The 21265-nt window shown below is 71.6% G+C and carries 17 protein-coding genes and 1 tRNA gene; 8 read left to right on the forward strand and 10 right to left on the reverse strand.

Annotation, left to right across the window (positions count from 1 at the left end; translation table 11 throughout):
• The first annotated feature begins 28 nt into the window (after nt 1-28).
• Entirely contained in the window at nt 29-616 is a 588-nt protein-coding gene (locus AAFF41_RS12125; protein ID WP_343323948.1) for a hypothetical protein, read from the forward strand.
• 74 nt (nt 617-690) lie between these two features.
• On the opposite strand, the gene mshC is transcribed toward AAFF41_RS12125, so the two are convergent.
• From mshC to AAFF41_RS12145, 4 genes are all read right to left on the reverse strand, one after another.
• A complete protein-coding gene (gene mshC / locus AAFF41_RS12130; RefSeq protein ID WP_319744834.1) occupies nt 691-1920 on the reverse strand; it encodes a cysteine--1-D-myo-inosityl 2-amino-2-deoxy-alpha-D-glucopyranoside ligase in 1230 nt (409 codons plus the stop codon).
• A 665-nt stretch (nt 1921-2585) separates the two neighbouring features.
• Nucleotides 2586-3413 carry an SCO1664 family protein gene (locus tag AAFF41_RS12135; RefSeq protein ID WP_319744832.1) on the reverse strand — a complete coding sequence of 276 codons (828 nt, stop codon included), beginning with the start codon at nt 3411-3413 and terminating at the stop codon, nt 2586-2588.
• Nucleotides 3377-3967, reverse strand: a complete 591-nt coding sequence (locus AAFF41_RS12140) for a DUF3090 domain-containing protein (RefSeq protein ID WP_067365237.1) — start codon at nt 3965-3967, stop codon at nt 3377-3379. Before AAFF41_RS12140 ends, AAFF41_RS12135 begins: the two co-directional genes overlap by 37 nt.
• Before the next feature lie 121 nt (nt 3968-4088).
• A complete protein-coding gene (locus AAFF41_RS12145) occupies nt 4089-4775 on the reverse strand; it encodes a histidine phosphatase family protein (RefSeq protein ID WP_067365234.1) in 687 nt (228 codons plus the stop codon).
• Nucleotides 4776-4873: 98 nt separating this feature from the next.
• Here AAFF41_RS12145 and corA point away from each other — a divergent pair, with 98 nt between their 5' ends.
• Nucleotides 4874-5872, forward strand: a complete 999-nt coding sequence (gene corA, locus AAFF41_RS12150) for a magnesium/cobalt transporter CorA (protein ID WP_319744830.1) — start codon at nt 4874-4876, stop codon at nt 5870-5872.
• A gap of 4 nt (nt 5873-5876) precedes the next feature.
• Here the strand turns inward: corA and AAFF41_RS12155 are convergent, their stop codons facing one another.
• Entirely contained in the window at nt 5877-6665 is a 789-nt protein-coding gene (locus tag AAFF41_RS12155; RefSeq protein WP_319744826.1) for a ferritin-like domain-containing protein, read from the reverse strand.
• A gap of 237 nt (nt 6666-6902) precedes the next feature.
• Nucleotides 6903-7958, reverse strand: a complete 1056-nt coding sequence (locus tag AAFF41_RS12160) for an LLM class F420-dependent oxidoreductase (protein WP_054231130.1) — start codon at nt 7956-7958, stop codon at nt 6903-6905.
• A gap of 150 nt (nt 7959-8108) precedes the next feature.
• Between AAFF41_RS12160 and AAFF41_RS12165 the strand changes: the two genes are divergently transcribed.
• Nucleotides 8109-9092: an aldo/keto reductase gene (locus AAFF41_RS12165; RefSeq protein ID WP_319744824.1), complete on the forward strand. Its 984-nt coding sequence runs from the start codon at nt 8109-8111 to the stop codon at nt 9090-9092.
• The gene (locus tag AAFF41_RS12170) at nt 9089-11317 is read left to right on the forward strand and encodes a helix-hairpin-helix domain-containing protein (protein ID WP_319744822.1); all 2229 of its coding nucleotides are present in this window, start codon (nt 9089-9091) and stop codon (nt 11315-11317) included. The genes AAFF41_RS12165 and AAFF41_RS12170 overlap by 4 nt, the downstream gene beginning before the upstream one ends.
• Nucleotides 11318-11540: 223 nt before the next feature.
• Here the strand turns inward: AAFF41_RS12170 and AAFF41_RS12175 are convergent, their stop codons facing one another.
• Nucleotides 11541-12248 (reverse strand): hypothetical protein, encoded by a 708-nt coding sequence (locus AAFF41_RS12175; RefSeq protein WP_319744820.1) that lies wholly within the window; start codon nt 12246-12248, stop codon nt 11541-11543.
• 47 nt (nt 12249-12295) lie between these two features.
• Between AAFF41_RS12175 and AAFF41_RS12180 the strand changes: the two genes are divergently transcribed.
• Nucleotides 12296-12484, forward strand: coding sequence for a DUF5703 family protein (locus AAFF41_RS12180; RefSeq protein WP_054231126.1), 189 nt, complete (start codon nt 12296-12298; stop codon nt 12482-12484).
• A gap of 139 nt (nt 12485-12623) precedes the next feature.
• Here the strand turns inward: AAFF41_RS12180 and AAFF41_RS12185 are convergent, their stop codons facing one another.
• The 3 genes from AAFF41_RS12185 to AAFF41_RS12195 form a co-directional block, all read right to left on the reverse strand.
• Nucleotides 12624-13445, reverse strand: a complete 822-nt coding sequence (locus tag AAFF41_RS12185) for a chaplin (RefSeq protein ID WP_343323949.1) — start codon at nt 13443-13445, stop codon at nt 12624-12626.
• A 151-nt stretch (nt 13446-13596) separates the two neighbouring features.
• Complete coding sequence (gene chpH / locus AAFF41_RS12190) at nt 13597-13830, reverse strand: chaplin ChpH (RefSeq protein ID WP_054231124.1); 234 nt, start codon at nt 13828-13830, stop codon at nt 13597-13599.
• A gap of 147 nt (nt 13831-13977) precedes the next feature.
• Nucleotides 13978-15303, reverse strand: coding sequence for a M20/M25/M40 family metallo-hydrolase (locus tag AAFF41_RS12195; protein ID WP_054231123.1), 1326 nt, complete (start codon nt 15301-15303; stop codon nt 13978-13980).
• A 188-nt stretch (nt 15304-15491) separates the two neighbouring features.
• On the opposite strand from AAFF41_RS12195, the gene AAFF41_RS12200 reads away from it, so the two are divergent.
• The 3 genes from AAFF41_RS12200 (at nt 15492) to AAFF41_RS12210 (ending at nt 21245) form a co-directional block, all read left to right on the forward strand.
• Nucleotides 15492-15576: transfer RNA gene (locus tag AAFF41_RS12200), tRNA-Leu, on the forward strand.
• A gap of 330 nt (nt 15577-15906) precedes the next feature.
• On the forward strand, nt 15907-19782 hold the full coding sequence (locus tag AAFF41_RS12205) for a Pls/PosA family non-ribosomal peptide synthetase (RefSeq protein ID WP_319744816.1): 3876 nt from the start codon (nt 15907-15909) through the stop codon (nt 19780-19782).
• 74 nt (nt 19783-19856) lie between these two features.
• The gene (locus AAFF41_RS12210) at nt 19857-21245 is read left to right on the forward strand and encodes a M1 family metallopeptidase (RefSeq protein WP_319744814.1); all 1389 of its coding nucleotides are present in this window, start codon (nt 19857-19859) and stop codon (nt 21243-21245) included.
• The last annotated feature ends 20 nt before the right edge of the window (nt 21246-21265 follow it).

A 21265-nucleotide genomic window follows, 5' to 3' on the forward strand; every position in this document is an offset into this window, starting at 1 on the left:
TCGATGATTCACGGAAGGTGGCACCCGTATGAGCACCACCCCGCAGATGAGTCAGCAGCAAGGACACCAGCAGGGCATCCAGCAAGGCATCCAGCTGGGGCAGCAGGGACCGAGCACGGCGCCGCCCCAGCAGTTCGGACAGCAGCAGCCCATGGCGTTCGGACAGCAGATGCAGCAGCCGTTCGGCCAGCTGCAGAACCCGCAACTCCAGAACCCGCAGCAGCAGAACCCGCTGCACCAGAACCCGCTGCACCAGAACCCGCAACCGCAGATCCCGCAGCAGCAGATCCCGCAGCACCTCCAGCAGCAGCTTCAGCAGATGGGGCAGCAACAGCCGTTCCAGCAGCTGCTCCAGCAGCTCGGCGGGCAGCAGCAACAGCAGCAGGCGCAGGTCCTGACGAGCGGGATCGCCCAGCACTTCTGGGACGTGGTCACCCCGCTCCCGGGCCAGCCGTCGATCCTCTACCTGTTCATCGACAACGCCTGGCGCCCCCTGGTGAACCCCAACCAGGTCACCCACGACGAGGTCCAGCAGGCCTTCGCCTACGGGCAGCAGGTCATCGGCCTCTACGACGCCAACAGCAGCGCCGTACAGGCCGTCATCGTGAACAAGTGACGCTCTGAGAGAGATCTGAGAGAGAAGAGGCGCCGGGCGGTACGACCGCCCGGCGCCCCACACGTACGGGAGAACTACAGGGCCACGCCCAGGAGGGCGTCCACGGCACGCGAGACGACGCCGGGGGCGCCCTCGTCCGTACCGCCCGTCTCGCGCTGGAGCGCCGCCCAGCGGTCGACCGCGGCGAGCGCGGCCGGTGCGTCCAGGTCGTTCGCGAGGGCCTCGCGGATCTCCTCGACCAGCGCCTCGGCGGACGGCCCGTCGGGACGCGACACCGCCGCCCGCCAGTTCTCCAGACGGGCGACCGCGTCCGTGAGGACGGTGTCCGTCCACTCCCAGTCGGCGCGGTAGTGGTGCGCGAGGAGGGCGAGGCGGATGGCGGCCGGGTCGACGCCGTCGCGCCGGAGCTTCGACACGAAGACGAGGTTGCCCTTGGACTTCGACATCTTCTCGCCGTCGAGGGCGACCATGCCGGCGTGCACGTACGCCTTGGCCATCGGGAACTCGCCGGTGAGCACCTGGGCGTGCGAGGCGCCCATCTCGTGGTGCGGGAAGGCGAGGTCGGAGCCGCCGCCCTGGACGTCGAAGCCCATCCCGAGGTGGTCGAGCGCGATGGCGACGCACTCGATGTGCCAGCCGGGCCGGCCGCGGCCGAGCGAGCCGCCGTCCCAGCTGGGCTCCCCCTCCCGCGCCGCCATCCAGAGCATCGGGTCGAGCGGGTTCTTCTTGCCCGGACGGTCCGGGTCACCGCCCCGCTCGGCGGAGAGCAGGCGCATGGCGGCGGCGTCCAGGTTGGACACCTTGCCGAAGTCGGGGTCGGACTCGACGGAGAAGTAGACGTCCCCTTCGAGTTCGTACGCCGCGCCCGCGTCCCGCAGCCGCTCGACGAGCGGCACGATGCCGGGTATCGCCTCGACGGCGCCTATGTAGTGCCGCGGCGGCAGCATCCGCAGGGCGGTCATGTCCTCACGGAAGAGGGCGGTCTCCTTCTCGGCGAGTCCTACCCAGTCGACGCCGTCGCGCTCCGCCCGCTCCAGGAGCGGGTCGTCGACGTCGGTCACGTTCTGGACGTAGTGAACCTGCCGCTTGGTGTCGAGCCACACGCGCTGAACGAGGTCGAACGCGTTGTAGGTCGCCGCGTGACCCATGTGGGTCGCGTCGTACGGCGTGATGCCGCAGACGTAGATACGGGCGACGGGACCGGGGTCGAGTGTGACGAGGCCGCCGGTCGCGGTGTCGTGGATCCGGAGGTCGCGGCCCTCACCAGGCAGGGCGGGGACCTCAGAAGCGGGCCAGGCATGCATGTCATGAGCCTAACCGGACGGAACTTCCGTATACGAACCGGACCAGCCCCGATGACGCGGAAGGCCCTCTTGCGCGACGCCCGACAGTGTGCGTCACCCGGTCCTCCGGGGGTGAGGGCGCCGTACGACGGCACCACCCACCGCGCACACCGCCGAGGACGGCGATCCGCCCCCCTCGCATGCGCCGTGAGCGAGAACGCGAGCCGCCGGGCCGCGCCCCGCCCCACGGGCGTGTGCGCCGCCGGGACCGGCTACGCGCGAGGCCGGTGAGTGTCGCAAGTCACGGGCCGCGGACCGTTCCCGGACGGGGCCGCTCCCCGGCGGGGCCACTTCCGGGCAGGCCCCCATTGGACGCCACCCGTCAGCCAGAGCCGACCGCGCCCGAATCCGGCCCCGACCACGGGCGCGGCAACGGGCGCCCACCACCAAACCCGGCGCCCCACGTCCCGCACGTCCGCCACATCACACCCACGACCGCCGCCCGTTGGCCTGCCCAGAAGTGGCCCCGCACGGATGTGGCCCCGCACGGGAGCGGGTCGCCCCGGACGGGGCCCATCCGCTGCCGGGGCGGCGGAATGCGTCCCATGGGTGCCGGTTTTCGTGGGACCCCGTCGGCGTACTCGGTGTGAGGCGGGCGAGTCCGGCCCCTGGACGGTCGAGGGTGTTTACACCGGTGGCCAGGGGATCGCCGGCCACTCCCCGCTCGGCTCCGGGTGTTTCCCCGACGCGAGCATCGCCTCGACACGCGCGCGCGTGGCGTCGATTTCTGTGGTGGTGATGAGTTCGGCCAACCGGGTGGCGAGCGGCGCGCCCGGCGCCAGACCGTCCCGCAGGGAGGTGAGGACCTCGACCGCCTCCGGCGTCAGCGGCTCCCCCGCCCAGCCCCACAGCAGCGTGCGCAGCTTGTTCTCGGCGTTGAAGGTGACCCCGTGGTCGATGCCGTACAACCGCCCCTCACCGGCGGGCAGCAGATGCCCTCCCTTGCGGTCGGCGTTGTTGATCACGGCGTCGAGCACGGCGAGCCGCCGCAGCCGCACGTCGTCGGCGTGCACGAGCAGCGCCGTCTCTCCCTCGCCGACCTCGGCGAAGCCGATCGCCTTCCAGCCCGCCGCGGGCTCCTCGGCCTCCACCAGCGCCAGCAGCCCGTCCCCGTCGGCCTCCGGCAGGGCCTCGATCCACAGCTGGCACATGCCCTCGCCGTAGGGCCCGTCGCGCAGCACGGTGGTGGGGACCAGCCCCCAGCCCGTGGCCTCGGAGACCTCGTACGCGGCCACCTCACGCTGGGCGAGGGTCCCGTCCGGGAAGTCCCACAGGGGCCGCTCCCCGGCGATCGGTTTGTAGACGCAGAACGCGTCCCTGCCCTCGTACGAAACGGAGCAGTACAGCACCGCGTTCGAGGCCTCACGGATCCGTCCGCGCACCTTCAGCTCGCCCAGGGCGAGCAGCTCGGCCGTGGTCACGCTCCGCGGCGGTATCCGTTCTGGCGCGGACATACGTGTCCTTCCGGGTCGAGCGGGAGGCTGCACAGCGGGCAGGGCGGCCGGCCCGCGTTGACGACGTCGAGGGCGCGCTTGGCGAAGGCCCTGGCCTGCGCGCCGGTGAGCCGGACGCGGAGCATCGGCGGGCCGTTCTCCTCGTCCTGGAGCAACCTTTCCTCGGCCTCGGCGAGGTCCTCGTCGGTGTCGGCGTCGAGCTCCACGAGGGCCTGCGCCTCGACGATCATGCGCTGTTCGTCACCGTCCCAGGCCAGCGCCATCGTGCCGACCCGGAACTCCTCCTCCACCGGGGTGTCGAGAGGGGCGGTGTCGGAGACCTCGGCGGGGACCATGGCCGGGACGGGGGCGCTGCCGCCGGTGCGCCGTACGACCTCGTCGAGGAGTTCGTCCATACGTTCGGCGAGCGCGGCGACCTGGGTCTTCTCCAGGGCGACGCTGGTCACCCTGGGGCCTGAGGAGGCCTGCAGGAAGAAGGTACGGCGCCCGGGCAACCCGACCGTACCGGCCACGAAACGGTCCGGGGGGTCGTAGAGGAACACCTGACGGGACACGTCCTGTCTCCATTGGAATCGGCATGTGGACCGGCTGACTGCCTCGGCCCTCATCGGCTGCTGACAACTTGCTGACAACTACTGCGCTGCTTCGACCGCTTCACCCTACTGCGGCCGACGATCACGGTGCGCCCGCACCGCCACCGACCGGGGCGTCCCCGCTGGGGGGTTCCTCGCGCGGCGCCAGGGAGGCGAGGTCGCCGGTGTCCCCGAGGCGCACAAGGAAGGGACGCAGTCGTGTGTAACGGATCGCGGTGATGGAACACGGTTCTACAGAGATCCGCTGAAAGAGGTCGAGATGAAGTCCGAGTGCGTCCGCGACAAGGGATTTGATGATGTCGCCGTGCGAGCACATGACGTAGACGGCGTCGCCGCCGTGGTCGCGCTCCACGCGCGCGTTCCACTCGCGCACCGCTTCGGCGGCCCGCGTCTGCATCGCCCGCATCGATTCTCCGCCGGGGAACGCGGCCGCGGAGGGATGCGCCTGTACGACCTCCATCAGCGGCTCGTCCTTCAGCTCGGCGAGCTTGCGGCCGGACCAGTCGCCGTAGTGCGCCTCCCCGATCCGCTCGTCGGTGTGCACACGCAGCTCGGGGCGGGCGTCGAGCAGCGGCTGCACTGTCTCCTGGCAGCGCTGCAGGGGGCTGGTGACGACTTCGGAGATCGGCAGCGCGGCGAGCCGCCCGGGCAGCGCCGCGGCCTGCTGGGCGCCGCGCTCGTCGAGGGCGACGCCGGGCGTCCAGCCCGCGAGCAGCCCAGCGGTGTTGGCGGTCGAACGTCCGTGCCGTACGAGAATCAGGGTGGGCATGCGGCCCAGCGTAAACGGGTGACTCGGAGACCCGGAGGGGCCTGTGGACAACGGCGGCCGGAGTGCGGTGACGGCCGGGCGACGGGAGAATACGCTCCGTGATCGTCGACTGCGCCATTTACCAACACGGGCGCCGGGCGGAGGGCCCCGAGGACCTCTCCCACGCCCTGGATCTGGCACGCGCCGAGGGCGACGCCTTCATCTGGATCGGGCTGTACGAGCCGACGGAGCAGGAGTTCGACCTCGTCACCGAGGAGTTCGGGCTGCACCCGCTGGCGGTCGAGGACGCCCTCAAGGCACATCAGCGGCCCAAGCTGGAGATGTACGACGATTCGCTGTTCGTGGTCCTGAAGCCGGTCGAGTACGAGGCGGAGAGCGATGTCGTCACCACCGGTGAGGTGATGGTGTTCATCGGGGACGCCTTCGTGGTGACCGTCCGGCACGGCGAGTGCTCGCCTCTCGCGCAGGTGCGCCGCCGGCTGGAGGAGGACCCCGAGATGCTGCGGCACGGGCCGACGGCCGTGCTCTACTCGATCGCCGACGCCACGGTCGACCACTACCTGGAGGTGGCGACCGAGCTCCAGACGGACCTGGAGGGGCTGGAGGCGGAGGTCTTCTCGCCGAACGGCGGCGGTTCACGGCACACCGCGTCCAGGATCTACACGTTCAAGCGGCAGATCCTGGAGTTCCGGCGGGCCACGGTCCCCCTGACCGTTCCGCTGACCCGGCTCTCGGGCTCGGGCGCAGCCGGCACCCCGGTGCCGTTCGTGAACGAGAAGGCGCAGCCCTTCTTCCGCGACGTCAACGACCATCTGGCCCGTGTGAACGAGTCGGTGGAGGGCCTGGACCGGCTGGTCTCGGACATCCTCGCGGCGCATCTCGCGCAGATGAGCGTGCGCCAGAACGACGACATGCGGAAGATCTCCGCGTGGGCGGCCATGGCCGCGGTTCCCACGATGATCGCCGGCATCTACGGCATGAACTTCGACCACATGCCCGAGTTGCACTGGCTCTGGTCGTACCCGGTGGTGATCCTGGCGATGGCGGCGCTGGAGTTCCTGCTGTACCACCTCTTCAAGCGGCGAGGCTGGCTGTGACGGGTCACGCCACCTCCGGTGCGGGGGGCGCGGGGCCGCCCAGGGCGTCGGGGTGTTCCGGCATCTTCAGGGACACCATGCGGCGCCAGCCCGCGGCGCGCTCGTAGGCGTAGACGGTGTGGATGGCCGCGGTGAGCGTCGCCGCCCTGGCCCTCGACCAGCCGAGAATGCCTCCCATGTGGGCCATCACGGCGAGACTGACGTCCCGGTAGACGCGGATCTCGGCGAGCGCGCACGCGCGCAGCGTCCGCCGGATGGCCGGGCCGTGTCCGGCGGACGCGAAGCGGAGCAGTTCCTCGTGGCAGTAGGCGAGGTGCCGGTCCTCGTCCTCGGAGATCATCCGGACCGCGCGACCGATGTCGGGATGGTCGGCGAAGTGCCTGAGCAGCAACTCCATCTGCTCGGAGGCACGCTGCTCGGTGACCCTGCTGTGGGCGAGGTAGGTGACGATGTCCCGTACGGTGAGTGGCTGCCGGCTCTTCAGCTTGTCGTGGGCGAGGCCGATCCCGTGCCGTTCCAGGAGCATCGTGTAGTCGGTGTCGGCCGGGACCTTGACCGGCGTGAGGCCGCGCCTGTTCATCAGGGCGTTGAAGATCCGCCCGTGCTTGTCCTCGTCGGCGCCGTGCCGGGTGATCTTCGGGGCGAGTTCGCGTGCGCTCGGCGGAACGAGGGCGGCGATGCGCGCGTTCTCCCAGCCACCTTGCGACTCCCCGCTGGCGGCGATGGAGCAGAAGAGCCGGAACGACTCGTCGTTGTCGAGGATTTCCTGGAACACGCTCTTGGCCGAAAGCATCGATGACACCACTTTCTGCAGGGTCCGCAGAAAATGAGTCAAATGGGATGCCGGGGGCCCGGCAACCGATGTGTCGGACAAATGCGCCGAACGAGGGATGACGGGGCGGCCCCTGGCGCGTAACCCGGGACACGCCCGCGCGTTGTTCCCCGTGACGGCCGTGGCGGGGAAGACCCCCGAGCCCCCACCACGGCCGCAGAACTTCTTCCGTCCCTCCGGGGAGAGGGTGACGACGCGTTACGCCAGACCGGCCCGCTCCAGCGCGTCCGAACCGGCGCGCAGCGAGGCGATCCGGTCCTCCAGCGTGAAGCCGGCCGGCGACAGCGTGAGCGTGGTGACGCCCGCCGCCGCGTAGGCCTTCATCCGCTCGGCGATGCGGTCCACGGAGCCGAGCAGGGTGGTCTGGTCGATCAGCGTGTGCGGAACGGCGGCGGCCGCGCCCTCCTTGTCTCCGGACAGGTACTTGTCCTGGATCTCGGCGGCCTCCTTCTCGTACCCCATGCGCTGGGCGAGCTGGTTGTAGAAGTTCTGCTTGCGGCTGCCCATGCCGCCGACGTACAGCGCGGTGTAGGGGCGAAACATGTCGGCGAGCGCCGTCACGTCCTTGTCGGCGCCGACGGCGAGCGGCAGCGTCGGACAGACGTCGAAGCCCTCCATGGTCTTGCCGGCCTTCTCACGACCCGCGCGCAGATGGCGGAGCGCGGTGTCCTCGAGGTGCTCGGCCGAGGGGAAGATCAGCAGGGCGCCGTCGGCGATCTCGCCGGTCTGCTCCAGGTTCTTCGGGCCGATGGCGGCGATGTACAGCGGGATGTGCTCGCGCTGCGGGTGCACCGTCAGCTTGATCGGCTTGCCAGGACCGTCCGGCAGCGGCAGCGTCCAGTGCTCACCCTCGTACGACAGCCGCTCGCGGGTCATCGCCTTGCGTACGATCTCGACGTACTCGCGGGTGCGGGCCAGCGGCTTGTCGAACTTGACGCCGTACCAGCCCTCGGAGACCTGCGGCCCGGAGACGCCGAGGCCGAGGCGGAAGCGCCCGCCGGAGAGCGAGTCGAGCGTCGCGGCGGTCATCGCGGTCATCGCGGGCTGACGGGCCGGGATCTGGAAGATCGCCGAGCCGACGTCGATGCGCTCGGTCTTGGCGGCGACCCAGGTGAGCACGGTGGCCGCGTCCGAGCCGTAGGCCTCGGCGGCCCAGCACACCGCGTATCCCAGTCGGTCGGCCTCCTGGGCGACGGCGAGATTGTCCGCGTCCATTCCGCCGCCCCAGTAGCCGAGGTTGATCCCGAGCTGCATGGCCGATCCCCTTACCGATCAGTAACGTCCCTTGTGCCGCAGACCCTAGCGCGCTGGTGGGCGCGGTGGCAGGAACGGGTTCAGGTCTGATCATCCAGGTTGTCCACAGGGCCCCCACGAGGCGAGTTTTGGCCAGTAATCTCGGCGTCCATGGAGCAGAGGCATCTCGGCCGTACCGGCCTGCGTGTGTCCCGGATCGGACTCGGCACCCTCACGTGGGGGCGGGACACCGACGAGCACGACGCCGCGGAGCTGTTGAAGGTGTTCTGGGAAGCGGGCGGGAACCTCGTCGACACCGCGGACGTGTACGGGGACGGGGAGTCGGAGTACCTGCTCGGACAACTCATAGAAGGGCTCGTGCCGCGTCGCGACCTGGTCATTTCCACGAAGGCGGGCAGTGTGCCCGACCCGGACCGGCGGTTCGACGGCTCGCGCGGGCATCTCCTGTCGGCACTCGACGCCTCGCTTCAGCGCCTCGGCACGGACTACGTGGATCTGTGGCACGTCCACGCCTTCGACCCGGGCACCCCGCTGGAGGAGACCCTCCAGGCGCTCGACCTCGCGGTCAGCAGCGGTCGCGCGCGGTACGCGGGGGTGTCCAACTTCTGTGGCTGGCAGCTCGCCAAGGCGGCGACCTGGCAGCTGGCGGCGCCCGGGACACGGACGCGGATCGCGAGTACGCAGATGGAGTACTCCCTGCTCCAGCGCGGCGTGGAGCGGGAGGTGTTGCCCGCGGCGCTCGACCTGGGCGTGGGCCTGCTGCCGTCCTCCCCGCTCGGGCGGGGGGTGCTCACCGGGAAGTACCGGGGCGGCACACCGTCGGACTCCCGGGGCGGCTCGGAGCACCTCGCGCCGTTCGTCGCGCCGTACCTGGACGACACGGCGAGCGGCATCGTGGACGCGGTGACGACGGCGGCGGACGGCCTCGCGGTCACGCCGTTGCAGGTCGCCCTCGCCTGGGTCCGCGACCGGCCCGGTGTCGCCGCCCCGATCGTCGGCGCGCGCAACGCGCAGCAGCTCACGGCCGCGTTGTCAGTGGAGACCCTTAGTCTTCCTGACGAGATCTGCCGGGCGCTCGACGACGTGTCGGCACCGGTGCACCACTATCCCGATCACGACTGGAGCACGCTGTGAGCACGGAGCCCGAGACCACGGAGGAAGTGGAGCCGGGGACGCCGGGCGCGGGAGCGACCGCCGACCCGCAGGACGTGGACACGGATACGGACACGGATACGGATACAGACACGGCCGCGGTCACGGACGCGGTCGAGGGCGGTGCGGAAACCGACGGCACGGCGGACGCCGCGAAGCTGTCCGAGGCAGCGGCCGAGTTGGCGGCGCAGCGGCTGGAGCGGGAGCGGATCGAGCGGCGGAAGGCCGAGAAACAGGGACCCATCGCGGCCGGGACCAAGCTCAGCGGGACGGCCGCCGATCTGCTCGCGGCGGTGCGGGCCGTGGAAAGCGGCGAGAAGCCCGTGGCCACCGCGTTCCGCGAGCCGGGGCCGACGCCGCGCCGGGCGGTCGCCCCGGAGCCCGTGTCGCGCCCGCAGCCGGTGGCCGCCCCGGCCGAGGCCTCGGTGGCCCTCGCACCGGAAGCCGTCGCCGCCGTGCGCGCCGTACTGGGCGAGGGCGGCGCCCCCGACGCCCTCGCACCGGGGGCCCTCGCGGCACTCGGCGAGGGCGCTGACGACCAGCTGCGCGAGGACCCCTGGCAGCTGCTGCGGGTCGCCGGGGTGCGGCCCGAGCAGGCCGACGGGTACGCCCGCGCTCTGCTCGGCGCGGAGTGCCGCCCGGACGACGAGCGGCGCGGGCGGGCGGTCACCGTATGGCTCCTCGAGCAGGCGGCCCTCGCCGGGCACACCGCTCTCGACGCCCCGGCGCTCACCGCCGCGCTCGCCCAGCACGCGGTGCCGGATCCGGACGCGGCCGTGCAGAGCGCCCTCGCGGAGGGCGACGCGCTGGTCTTCCAGGACGCCCTCGACACCGCGCCCCCGGCCCAGGAGGACGGCACCGAGGAGTCCGAGGAGCGTCCGGTCCGCGTCCTCATCGGCCTGGAGCGGTACGCGCTGGCCGAGGAGAGCCTCGCCGACGGATTGGCCCGGGTCATGAACTCCGTACCGAAGACGGACGGCTCCGCCGACGGATGGGAGCAGGCCGCCACCTCGGCCACCCGCTCCGCCGCGGAGCTGATCCGGGCGGTCGCCGGCCACGGCCTGGTCCTGCACACCGGCGGGCACGCGTCCCAGGCCGAGGCGGCGGCACTGCTGCACGCCGCGCGCGGTCTCGGCCTGCGCGCCTGGGCGGCCACCCACACGGCGAGCGGCCGCGACGACTGCACGGCCCGGATGGCGCGGTACGACCTGCCGGCCGGCCCCTCGGGCGACGCCAGGGAGGGGCCGGTCACCGGGGTCGCCACCGTCGCGGGACTCCTCTCGGGCGCCGAGGGCCCGGGCCGGGACGCGGAAGGCGCCTTCGACCTGGACCTCCTGGTCGTCCTGGACGCACCGCAGCTGGACGTCGAGACGGCGGCGATGCTCGCCGAGTCGCTGCCGGACGGCGCACGGCTGGTGCTGAGCGGGGACCCGGGAGTGCTGTGGTCGGCGGGTCCGGGACGGGTCTTCGCCGATCTGCTCGCCGCCCGGGTGTGCCCGCAGGTGGCCTCGCGGACGCCGGACCCCGGCCCCGTCGGGGAGCTGGTCTCCGGGGTCGGCATCGGCGAGCTGAACCAGGTCGAGGCGCCCGGCAAGGAAGTCGTGATCGTCCCCGTTCGGGACGCCGGCGAGGCGGTGCACCGGACCGTGCAGCTGGTCGCGGACTCGGTGCCGCGCGCCATCGGCATCCCGGCCGAGCAGACGCAGGTGATCACCCCGGGACACGGCGGCGCCGTCGGCACCCGCGCACTCAACAGCGCGCTCAAGGAGCGGCTGAACCCGGGCCCCGGCCGCTTCGGGGGCTTCGACCCCGGGGACCGCGTCGCCCACTCCCCCGCTCCGGGTCGTACGACGGTGGGGCACGTGGTGAAGGCCGATGCCGACGGGCTGCACCTGGAGTGCTCGGGTCTGCCCGTCGTCGTACCGAAGGAGCGGGTGGAGCAGTCCGTGCGGCACGGCTGGGCGCTCACGGCGCACCAGGCGGTCGGTCTGCGCTGGCCCGCCGCGGTCGTGGTGCTCCCCGGTGACGCCGCGGGGACCCTGACCAGGCCTTGGGTCTACACGGCCTTCGGCCGGGCCGAGCGCCATCTGTCCGTGGTCCATGGGGTGGAGCAGGCCCTGCAGCGAGCCGTGGCCGAGGTCCCGCAGAAGCCGCGCACCACGCGCCTGCCCGCCCTGCTCAAGGCACAGGTCCCGGCGGCGGCCTGAGCCGCCCGCCCAGGGAGACGGCTCCCGTACGCGGGGAGGTGGCGGCCACCGGCTTCCGGTGACCGCCACCTCCCTATGACACGGTGCTCAGCGCTTCCACTTCCTGTGACGCGGTGCTCAGCGCTCCCACTTCCTGTGACGCGGTGCTCAGCGCTCCCACTTCCTGTGACGCGGTGCTCAGCGCTCCCGCGACGGCATGCTCAGGATCCCGCTGACACGGTGCTCAGCGATCGGCGTCCAGCGGCTCCAGATCCCCGTCCTCGTCCAGTTCGGAGTCCGGGGCGAGGTCGTCCTCCAGCTCGTCGTCGTCCGACTCGTCGTCGAAGACCGCGCTGACGTCGAAACGGCAGACCACGCGCTGCGGGTCGATCGCCTCGAAGGGGGTCTCCAGCCACTCGCCGGGATCGGCCGGTTCGTCGGCGGCCGTGACCCAGAGGGTCGAGTCGCCCTCCTCCAGGCCGAACTCCTTGTGCCGAGAGGCGATCTCGTCCGGCTCGAACTCGCCGAACAGGACGCCCAGCGCCCCGTGCACGGTGCCGGACGCCGCGTCGAAGCCCACGGCCGCGGTGGCCCCGTTCTCCTCCACGGCCTCCACCCGCTGGGCCTGCGCCAGCAGTCGCTGCGGCTCCACCACCGCGTAGTCCCGGCGGATCAGCACGCTCAGCGCGTTCGGCTCCTCGGGGCCGGTGTACGGCGGCAGCGTGTCGTCGCTGCCGGGGATCTCGAAGGGAGTGACCTCGTCATAACGGTCGTAGAGCAGCTCGTCGTACTCCTCGGCCGCGGCGGCCAGCTCGTTGAACGCCTCGTATACGGCCGGGTCGTCATCGCCCGACCTGCGCTCGACCGCGGCCAGGTGGCGGTCGAGTGCGGTCTTGACAGCCTCGGCGGCGGCGCGTACCTCGGCAGCGGTGGGCTGCACAGCATCAGACATAGTGCAGACGCTATCCGTACAGGGCCTCTGCCCGCACAATAGATGCGATGCCGGAATACGAATTTGTCGACGTGTACGTGCCGCGCGGGGTGTCCCGCAAGGAGACGACACGCCTGCTGACGGACCATGCGGAGTACGGACACTGGGAGTTGGACCGCCTCAGCCTGCACCCCGACGGCAGCCGCAAGGTGCGGCTGCGCCGGCGGATCATCCGCCAGGTGCGTGCCACGTGGTGAGCGAAAGCGGCTGAAACGGAGCGGGCCCCGCCCGTGCGGGCCCGCTCCGGTCGCTTCGCCACAGGGGATGCCTGTGGCGAAGCGATCCCGTCTGCCCCGACCCCGTTCCAGGCCCGGACACTTCTCTCCGTCCTGCCGACTACGCGCCCGAGCGCGCCCGGCGGTAGAGCACGGCGCCCGCCAGCAGCGCGCCCGCGCCCGCCGGGATCACCGCGCCGATCGGCAGGTCACTGCCGGTGTGGGCGAGCTGCCCCGCGGCGCTCTGCGGCTGGGAGACGTTCTGCGTCCCCGGGTGGTGGGGGTGCGAGCTGGGCGGCGTGCCCGGGGTTCCGGGGTGTCCGGGCGTACCCGGGTGTCCGGGGTTGCCGGGGTGTCCGGGCTGCCCAGGGTGCCCCGGGTTCCCGGGCTGTCCCGGGTAACCGGGGTGACCAGGGTGTCCCGGGTGACCGGGGTGTCCCGGGTGACCGGGGTGACCGGGGTGACCGGGGTGACCGCCGCCGGGCGGATAGTGAGTGTGGTCGCCGTGTCCGTTCGCGCAGTCGTTGCCCATCGCCGGGTTGCCGACTCCGACGACGTTCACGCTGTTGCCGCAGACGTTGACCGGCACGTCGATCGGCACCTGGACGTGGTTGCCGGAGCCGACGCCCGGCGAGCCCGTCGCGTGCCCACCGGCGTGGGAGCCGCCGCCCCCGTGCCCCCCGGCGGACGACCCACCGCCGCCGTTGTTGACGCACGTGTTGCCCATCGCCGGGTTGAGCAACCCGACGACGTTCACGGTGTTGCCGCAGACGTTGAGCGGTACGTGCACCGGTGCCTGCACCGTGTTGCCCGACAGCACGCCGGGCGAGTTGGAACTGACGCCGCTCGCACCCGAGTCGGCGTGTGCGTAGCCTCCGGTCGCGGCGAGTACGCCGGTCGCGGCCGCCACGGTCATCAGGCCCTTGCGGGTGACCTGTCGCATAGCTGAATTCCCTGCCTTAGTCCTTGGCTTGGACCCTCCGGAAAGCGCACGCATCCGTCCCGTGCGTGCGCCGAAAGCCGGTCGGCCCCGGAGCGCATGGCGCACGCTCCGGGGCCGACGGGCTCAGACCCTCATGGGGTGAGGCACAACGTCACTTGTTGATGCAGGTGTTGCCGAAGGCGGGGTTCAGCAGCCCGATCACGGAGACCGTGTTGCCGCAGACGTTCACCGGGACGTGAACAGGCACCTGGATGACGTTGCCGGAGATGACGCCCGGGGAGTGCACAGCGGCACCCTGGGCACCCGAGTCGGCGACAGCCAGGCCCGCACCCGCGAGAACCAGACCACCAGTGGCAGCCGCAGCAGCGACGACCTTCTTGATCATTATTCCTCCTTGTAGGCAAATGCGATCCCCAAGTAGCGGATCACATCACCTGTAACGAGGAAGAAGTACTTGAGCTACGAGCTTATGGTCCCATTCACCCGTCCCGGGCGATCTCCGCACGTACGGGCGATTGCGGGCGTCAACGCGTCATGACGCCTCGATGAAGCGGTCGAGTACGCGGACGCCGAACTTCAGCGCATCCACCGGCACCCGCTCGTCGACCCCGTGGAACATGCCCGCGAAGTCCAGCTCCGGCGGCAGCTTGAGCGGGGCGAAGCCGAAGCAGCGGATGCCGAGGTCGGCGAAGGACTTGGCGTCGGTGCCGGCCGAGAGCATGTAGGGCACGGCCCGCGCGATCGGGTCCTCGGCGGACAGCGCGGTCTGCATGGCGTCGACCAGCGCCCCGTCGAAGGTGGTCTCCAGCGCCTTGTCCGCGTGCACGTCCTCACGCTTGACCCTCGGTCCGAGAATCCGGTCCAGGTCGGCGAGGAACTCCTCCTCGTACCCCGGCAGGTAACGCCCGTCGACGTGCGCGGTCGCCTGCCCCGGAATCACGTTGACCTTGTATCCGGCACCGAGCTGGGTCGGGTTGGCGGTGTTCTGCAGGGAGGCGCCGATGAGCTTGGCGATGCCGCCGAGCTTGGCGAGCGTCTCGTCCATGTTCTCCGGGTCGAGCTCGGTGCCGAGCGCGTCGCCGAGCTCGTCGAGGAAGTGCCGCAGCGTCTTCGTCACCCGGACCGGGAACCTGTGCCGCCCGAGCCGTCCGACGGCCTCGGACAGCTCGGTGATCGCGTTGTCCTTGTGGATCATCGAACCGTGCCCGGCGGTGCCGTCCACGGTGAGCTTCATCCAGTGCATGCCCTTCTGGGCGGTCTCGACGAGGTACAGCCGCAGCTTCTCGTTGACCGTGAAGGAGAACCCGCCGACCTCGCCGATCGCCTCGGTCACGCCCTCGAAGAGGTCGGGGTGCTTGTCGACGAGGTGCCGCGCGCCCCACGTACCGCCGGCCTCCTCGTCGGCGAGGAACGCGAGGACGATGTCACGCGGCGGCTTGCGCCCGCTGCGCAGCCGGTCCCGGACGACCGCCAGCGTCATGGCGTCCATGTCCTTCATGTCGACCGCGCCGCGGCCCCACACCATCCCGTCCGCGATCTCGCCGGAGAAGGGGTGATGGGTCCAGTCCGCCGCGTTGGCCGGTACGACGTCGGTGTGGCCGTGGATGAGCAGCGCGGGGCGCGAGCGGTCCTCGCCCTCGATACGGGCCACGGTCGACGCGCGTCCCTTGTGCGACTCGAAGATCTGCGGCTCGAGCCCGACCTCGGCGAGCTTCTCGGCCACGTACTCCGCGGCCTTGCGCTCACCCGGTCCGGAGTGGTCCCCGTAGTTGCTGGTGTCGATCTGGATCAGCTCGCGACAGAGGTCCACGACCTCGTCCTCGCCGGAGACGCTCCTGGCCGTGTTCGACTCGCTCACGCTGCTTCCTCCCACTGTCACTGCTGGTGGTCCCCCCTCATCCTCTCCCCCACCCCCGCCTCGCCCCAAGGCCGGACCCGGCCCGTCACATGCCGTTCACGCGGCGACGGGGTGTGACCGGGGGCCCTCGAAAGCCTGGTAATGTTTCCTCTGTCGCCGCGAGGGAAACCCCGCGCGACAAACACCTTGTCCGGGTGGCGGAATGGCAGACGCGCTAGCTTGAGGTGCTAGTGCCCTTTATCGGGCGTGGGGGTTCAAGTCCCCCCTCGGACACACAGAGGAGTGAGGGCCGCGACCATCAGGTCGCGGCCCTCACTCGTTGTCTGCATCGGGGCCCCCAACTCGTCGTGTTCGCCGCGTTACGCACAGATGTGGGACAGATCTCGTCAGGATGACATACCCCCATGTCAGAGCACCGTCACCACACCGGAATCAGCGGTTCCGGTGCCCTCGTACGGCCTCCTCGCATGGCTGATGACCAGGTGCGGGACTAGCGTCGTACTAAAATTCAAGGCTTGTTTGGAGCTGGACCGGAATATCCCCAGGCATACCTGCGGGCCCACCGGCTCCCCGGACGCTCCGGGAACGACACGTGAGGACCCGATGGCAGCCCTCGAGCAAGGCCCCGCACTCGCGCTGTTCGACGAGGAGGTGCGCGCGGAGTTCGGCGACCCGGCGCGCTTCTCCGCCTCCGTCGCCGCCTCGCCGCGCACGCTGGTCGACATCCTCGACGCCACGGTCCGGGCCCACCCCGACGAGCCCGCCCTCGACGACGGCCACCGGGTCCTCACCTACCGCGCCCTGGCCGTCGAGGTCGAGGCCCTGCGGCGGCGGCTGAGCGACGTCGGGGTGGGCCTCGGCGACCGGGTCGGCGTCCGCGTCCCCTCCGGCACCAACGAGCTGTACCTAGCCATCCTCGCCGTACTGGCCGCAGGCGCGGCCTATGTGCCGGTGGACGCCGAGGACCCCGACGAGCGGGCCGAGCTGGTCTTCGGCGAGGCGGAGGTGCGGGCCGTCATCGGGGCCGGGCACCGGCTGACCGTCAACGGCACCTCCGAGGTGCCCGCCGCGCGGCCCGGTGCGGAGCACGACGCCTGGATCATCTTCACCTCCGGGTCCACGGGCAAGCCCAAGGGCGTGGCCGTCAGTCACCGCAGCGCCGCCGCGTTCGTCGACGCCGAGGCGGAGCTGTTCCTCACCGAGGACCCGATCGGGCCCGGCGACCGGGTCATGGCGGGCCTGTCCGTCGCCTTCGACGCCTCTTGCGAGGAGATGTGGCTGGCCTGGCGCTACGGCGCCTGCCTGGTGCCCGTGCCGCGCTCCCAGGTGCGCAGCGGCGCCGACCTGGGGCCCTGGCTCGTCGATCAGGAGATCAGCGTCGTCTCGACCGTGCCGACGCTCGCCGCGCTCTGGGAGCCCGAGGCCCTGGCCGACGTACGGCTGCTCATCTTCGGCGGTGAGGCCTGCCCGCCCGAGCTGGTCCAGCGGCTGGTGACCGAGGGCCGCGAGGTGTGGAACACCTACGGGCCCACCGAGGCGACCGTCGTCGCCTGTGCCTCCCTCATGACCGGCGAGGAGCCGATCCGGATCGGGCTGCCGCTGAACGGCTGGGAGCTGGCCGTGGTCGACGAGGCCGGCGAGCCCGTGGCCATGGGCGGCAGCGGCCAGCTGGTGATCGGCGGGGTCGGTCTCGCCCGGTATCTCGACGCCGAGAAGGACGCGGAGAAGTACGCGCCGCTCAAGTCGCTCGGCTGGGAGCGGGCGTACCGCAGTGGTGATCTCGTCAAGGCCGAGCCGGAGGGGCTGATTTTCCTCGGGCGGGCCGACGAGCAGATCAAGCTGGGCGGGCGCCGCATCGAACTCGGCGAGGTCGACACGGCGCTCCAGGCGCTCCCCGGGGTGGCGGGCGCCGCCGCCGCCGTCCGGACCGCTCGCAGCGGCAACCAGCTGCTCGTCGGCTATGTCGTCACCCAGGACGGCTGGGACCACGCCGCCGCCGTCCAGAAGCTGCGCGCCGAACTGCCCGCGGCCCTCGTTCCGCTGCTCGCCCAGGTCGCGGACCTGCCGACCCGTACCTCGGGCAAGGTGGACCGCAACGCGCTTCCCTGGCCCCTGGAGGGCCTGGAGACCGGCGGTGCGAAGGAACAGCTCTACGGCACCGAGGCCTGGCTCGCCGAGCAGTGGAGCGAGGTCCTCGGCATCCCGGTCGGCAGCGGGTCCGACGACTTCTTCGCGATCGGCGGTGGCAGCCTCGCCGCCGCCCAGCTCACCACCCGGCTGCGCACCCGCTACCCCAGCGCCGCCGTGCTCGACATCTACCAGCAGCCCGTCCTGCGCAAGCTGGCCCGGCACCTGGAGAAGTCCGCGCAAGGCGACGGCGGCGATCGGGTGATCGCCCCGGTGCCGCTGCGCGCCAAGGTGGCCCAACTGTTCCTGCTGATACCCCTGTTCACGCTGATGGGGCTGCGCTGGACCGTGGCGCTGGCCGCGCTCGGGAACGTACTGCACTGGTTCGGTCCCTACCCCTGGGCGCCGAGCGCCCCGTGGTGGCTCGTCGGCGCCGGGGCGCTCGTGCTCTACAGCCCGCCGGGGCGGCTCGCGATCGCGGCGGGCGGGGCACGGCTGCTGCTGCGCCGGGTGAAGCCCGGGCGCTACCCGCGCGGCGGAAACGTGCATCTGCGGCTGTGGACCGCCGAGCGGCTGGCCGAGTTCAGCGGCGCGGCCTCGCTGACCGGGTCCTGGCTGGAGCGGTACGCGCGTGCCCTGGGCGCCAAGGTCGGCGCGGACGTCGATCTGCACTCCCTGCCGCCGGTGACCGGCATGCTCAAGCTGGGCCGGGGTGCCGCCGTCGAGTCCGAGGTGGACCTGTCGGGGTACTGGCTGGACGGTGACCGGCTGGAGATCGGGCAGGTCAAGGTCGGCGCCGGTGCGGTGGTCGGGACGCGCAGCATCCTCTTCCCGGGCGCGCGCGTCGGCAAGCGGGCCGAGGTGGCGCCGGGCTCGGCGGTCGCCGGGCAGATCCCCACCGGGCAGCGCTGGGCCGGAGCGCCCGCCGGCAAGCTCGGCAAGGCGAAGCGTGCCTGGCCCAAGGAGCGTCCGCGCCGGGGTACGTACTGGCGGGTGATGTACGGCGCGACCGGATTCGCCCTGACCGCACTGCCTGTCCTCTCCGCCGTAGCCGCGCTCCTGGTGGCTCATCTGTTCGTGAGCGCGGACGCCGGGCTCGGTGCGGCCCTGCGCGGCGCGGCGCTCGCGCTGGTCCCGGCCACGCTCGCCTTCGGGCTCGCGTACGCGCTGCTGCTCCTGGTCGGCGTGCGGCTGCTCAGCCTGGGCCTGCGCGAGGGCACGTACCCGACGCACAGCCGGATCGGCTGGCAGGCCTGGACCGTCACGCAGTTGATGGACCGCTCGCGCGACACGCTGTTCCCGCTGTACGCCGGGCTGATCACGCCGGTGTGGCTGCGGCTGCTCGGTATGAAGATCGGCCGGGGTGCCGAGGTCTCCACCGTCCTCGCGCTGCCGAGTCTCACCACCGTGGGCGAGGGCGCCTTCCTCGCCGACGACACCCTGACCGCGCCGTACGAGCTGGGCGGCGGCTGGATGCGGATCGGGCGTGCCGAGATCGGCCGCCGGGCCTTCCTGGGCAACTCCGGGATGACCGCGCCGGGCCGCAGCGTGCCGGACGGCGGGCTGGTCGGGGTGCTGTCGGCGACCCCGAAGAAGGCGAAGAAGGGCAGCTCGTACCTGGGTCTGCCGCCGGTGAAGCTGCCGCGCTCGACGCAGGACGGCGATCAGAGCCGTACCTACGACCCGCCCGCGCGGCTGCTGTGGGCGCGGGCCCTCGTGGAGCTGTGCCGGATCGTGCCGGTGTTCTGCTCGGCGGCGCTGGCGGTGCTCACCGGCGCCGCGCTGAGCGCGCTGGGCGTCTGGGCGCCGCTGCTGGCCGGAATCGTGTTTTTGGGCGTCGGTGCGCTGGCCTGCCTGACGTCCATCGCGGCGAAGTGGCTGCTGGTGGGCCGGCACCGGGCGGGCGAGCACCCGCTGTGGAGCGGTTTCGTGTGGCGCAACGAGCTGGCCGACACCTTCGTCGAGGTCGTCGCCGTACCGTGGCTGGCCGGATCCGTGCCCGGTACGCCGCTGATGACGGCGTGGCTGCGCGGCCTCGGCGCCCATATCGGCAAGGGCACATGGATCGAGAGTTACTGGCTACCCGAGACGGACCTGGTGACCCTGGAGGACGCGACCACGGTCAATCGGGGCTGTGTCCTGCAGACCCACCTCTTCCACGACCGGATCTTGCGGACGGATACTGTTGTCCTCCGTGAGGGCGCCACCCTGGGCCCGGGCGGAATCGTCCTTCCCGGCAGCACAGTCGGGGCGCGCAGCACGCTGGGACCCGCGTCTCTCGTCATGGCGGCGGAATCCGTCCCCGACGACACCCGCTGGCTGGGCAACCCGATCGAGGCATGGCGTTCCTAGGCGCGGCCCGTGCGGCGTCCGGGGACGGTGCACCGGCACGTCGTACGAGCACAGCGCAGGGAGCAGACGCAAGCGTGAGCGTTCAGCAGACAGTGGGTTCGGACCCGTACTTCCCGGCCAACGGTGATCCCCGTTACCGGGTCCACCGGTATGAGCTCGCGCTGGACTACCGCCCCGGCCCCAACCGGCTGTCGGGCACCGCGCGGCTCAACGCCATAGCGGGCCGGGCTCCCCTCACCGAGTTCCAGCTGAACCTGGCCGACTTCCGGATCGGCCGGGTCCGGGTCGACGGCAAGGCACCGCACTACACGCACCGGGGCGGCCGGTTGCGCATCCGGCCGCCGAAGCCGATACGGGCCGGGGCCGCGTTCACCGTGGAGGTGCACTGGTCGGGCAACCCCAAGCCGGTCCCCAGCCCCTGGGGCGAGCTCGGCTGGGAGGAGCTGGAGGACGGGGCCTTGGTGGCGAGCCAGCCGATCGGCGCTCCCTCCTGGTACCCGTGCAACGACCGCCCCGCCGACAAGGCCTCGTACCAGATCTCGATCACGACGCCGTCGGCGTACTCGGTGGTGGCGGGCGGCCGGCTGCTCACCCGCACGACGAAGGCGTCGACGACGACCTGGGTGTACGAGCAGGCGGCGCCGACCTCCAGCTATCTGGTCGGGCTGTCGATCGGGAAGTACCAGACGGTGCTGCTCGGCGACCCCGGGCTCGGCGGCGTGCCGCAGACGGGGCATCTGCCCGCGCACCTGCTCGCCGCGTTCTCCCGGGACTTCGCGCGGCAGCCCGCGATGATGGAGCTGTTCGAGCAGATCTTCGGGCCGTATCCGTTCGGCGAGTACGCCGTCGTGGTGACCGAGGAGGAGCTCGATGTCCCCGTCGAGGCACAGGGGTTGTCGCTGTTCGGCGCCAACCACGTGGACGGGGCGCGGGGTTCGGAGCGGCTGGTCGCGCACGAGCTGGCGCACCAGTGGTTCGGCAACAGCGTGTCCATCGCGGACTGGCGGCACATCTGGCTGAACGAGGGCTTCGCGAAGTACGCCGAGTGGCTGTGGTCGGAGCGGTCGGGAGGCCGTACGGCCCAGCAGTTGGCCGCTCTCGCGCACCGCAAGCTGTCCGGGCAGCCGAAGGACCTGGTGCTGTCCGACCCGGGCCGCAAGCTGATGTTCGACGACCGGCTCTACGAGCGCGGCGGGCTCACCCTGCACGCGCTGCGCTGCGCGATGGGCGACGACGCCTTCTTCCGTATGCTGCGCGGCTGGGCGGCCCTGCACCGGGGCGGCGCGGTCACCACGGCGGCGTTCACCGCGCACGCCGCCCGGTACTCGGCCGAGCCGCTGGACGACCTGTTCGGGGCCTGGCTGCGTACGGCGAAGCTGCCGCCGCTGCCCACCCCGGCCGTACCGGTCGCGCCGATGCCGGCCCGCCCGACGTACCCGCCGACCAGCGCCGACTCGGCGTAGGGGACTCCGGGCGGGGAGAG

This window comes from Streptomyces mirabilis, from assembly GCF_039503195.1.
Lineage (GTDB): Bacteria > Actinomycetota > Actinomycetes > Streptomycetales > Streptomycetaceae > Streptomyces > Streptomyces mirabilis_D.

Bases quoted from the DNA above. Each gene is read 5' to 3' on its own strand.
- AAFF41_RS12125 (WP_343323948.1), top strand. From the start codon at position 29: ATGAGCACCACCCCGCAGATGAGTCAGCAGCAAGGACACCAGCAGGGC.
- mshC (WP_319744834.1), bottom strand. From the start codon at position 1,920: ATGCATGCCTGGCCCGCTTCTGAGGTCCCCGCCCTGCCTGGTGAGGGC.
- AAFF41_RS12135 (WP_319744832.1), bottom strand. From the start codon at position 3,413: ATGTCCGCGCCAGAACGGATACCGCCGCGGAGCGTGACCACGGCCGAG.
- AAFF41_RS12145 (WP_067365234.1), bottom strand. From the start codon at position 4,775: ATGCCCACCCTGATTCTCGTACGGCACGGACGTTCGACCGCCAACACC.
- AAFF41_RS12155 (WP_319744826.1), bottom strand. From the start codon at position 6,665: ATGCTTTCGGCCAAGAGCGTGTTCCAGGAAATCCTCGACAACGACGAG.
- AAFF41_RS12160 (WP_054231130.1), bottom strand. From the start codon at position 7,958: ATGCAGCTCGGGATCAACCTCGGCTACTGGGGCGGCGGAATGGACGCG.
- AAFF41_RS12165 (WP_319744824.1), top strand. From the start codon at position 8,109: ATGGAGCAGAGGCATCTCGGCCGTACCGGCCTGCGTGTGTCCCGGATC.
- AAFF41_RS12175 (WP_319744820.1), bottom strand. From the start codon at position 12,248: ATGTCTGATGCTGTGCAGCCCACCGCTGCCGAGGTACGCGCCGCCGCC.
- AAFF41_RS12180 (WP_054231126.1), top strand. From the start codon at position 12,296: ATGCCGGAATACGAATTTGTCGACGTGTACGTGCCGCGCGGGGTGTCC.
- AAFF41_RS12185 (WP_343323949.1), bottom strand. From the start codon at position 13,445: ATGCGACAGGTCACCCGCAAGGGCCTGATGACCGTGGCGGCCGCGACC.
- chpH (WP_054231124.1), bottom strand. From the start codon at position 13,830: ATGATCAAGAAGGTCGTCGCTGCTGCGGCTGCCACTGGTGGTCTGGTT.
- AAFF41_RS12205 (WP_319744816.1), top strand. From the start codon at position 15,907: ATGGCAGCCCTCGAGCAAGGCCCCGCACTCGCGCTGTTCGACGAGGAG.